1 protein-coding gene and 1 pseudogene are annotated in these 1019 nt (G+C 39.3%); one reads left to right on the plus strand and one right to left on the minus strand.

Features of this window, described 5'->3' with window-relative positions; all coding sequences use genetic code 11:
- Window positions 1-278, minus strand: a pseudogene (locus H5202_RS23250) (methyltransferase type 11); the annotation flags it as partial.
- 176 nt (window positions 279-454) lie between these two features.
- Between H5202_RS23250 and gloB the strand changes: the two are divergent.
- The coding region (gloB, locus tag H5202_RS23255) for a hydroxyacylglutathione hydrolase (RefSeq protein ID WP_182774085.1) at window positions 455-1019 on the plus strand (565 nt) is incomplete at its 3' end.

Raw genomic sequence — 1019 nt, forward strand, 5'->3', positions numbered from 1 at the left:
TCAAATTCTAATAGAAAACAGCTTAACACCGCATCAATAGCACTTTGTTGTAGAGGTAAATGATGTGGATCGGCCTGAATACTTGCATCAACGCCGTCATAAACAGAAAAATGTCGTGCTATGTTGCAATGTAAACTGTTTAACTGGCTACTTAATGCTCCTGCTTTAAGTAAATGATAGCCAAATATTCGCGGCCACCAAGGGGCTAATTTAGCTTCGATCTCAGCTTGCAATAATTCACCAAAAGGTAAATCTTGCCAAATAAGGGGTTTTAACATGGAGCCCGCCAACTATTACTTTGCAAAAATGTCATATTTACTCAATCCAGCAACTCTACCATAGCGTATTTAATGTTCAGCTACCCATCATTGATACTTTAAGTATGACTTCACTTGAAGTTATTTAACGATATCCGTTACCCTAACAGATAGTCAATCATCACTCGAGTCAGATTATGCTCAACGTTCACACCATTCCAGCTTTTAAAGACAACTACCTTTGGTTAATTCATCAAGCAAATAGTCTTGATGCCTATGTAGTTGACCCAGGTTGCGGCCAAAGTGTTATCGATTATTTAGCCACTACAGAACTTAACTTAGTCGGCATAATCATTACCCATCATCACAGTGACCACACTGGTGGTATAAAACAACTGCAACAGTACTTCAACCAACGCCTTAATGTTTACGGTCCGAGTAACGAACGTATCGATGGTTTAACCCATCCATTAACTATTACATCAAGTGAAAATATTGATATACCCCATTTAGGGCTAACCCAGGTTATGGCCGTTCCTGGTCATACTTTAGGTCATATTGCCTACTATATTGAGGATAAATTATTTTGTGGTGATACCTTATTCAGCGGAGGATGTGGACGTTTATTCGAGGGCACTGCGACACAAATGCTGCAATCGTTAACCAAGTTGGCAAATTTACCCGACCAAACCCAAGTTTTTTGTGCTCACGAATATACTCAATCTAATCTCGATTTCGCCTTACATGTCACACCCAATAATT

It is taken from the genome of Shewanella sp. SG41-4 (assembly GCF_014164505.1).
GTDB lineage: Bacteria > Pseudomonadota > Gammaproteobacteria > Enterobacterales > Shewanellaceae > Shewanella.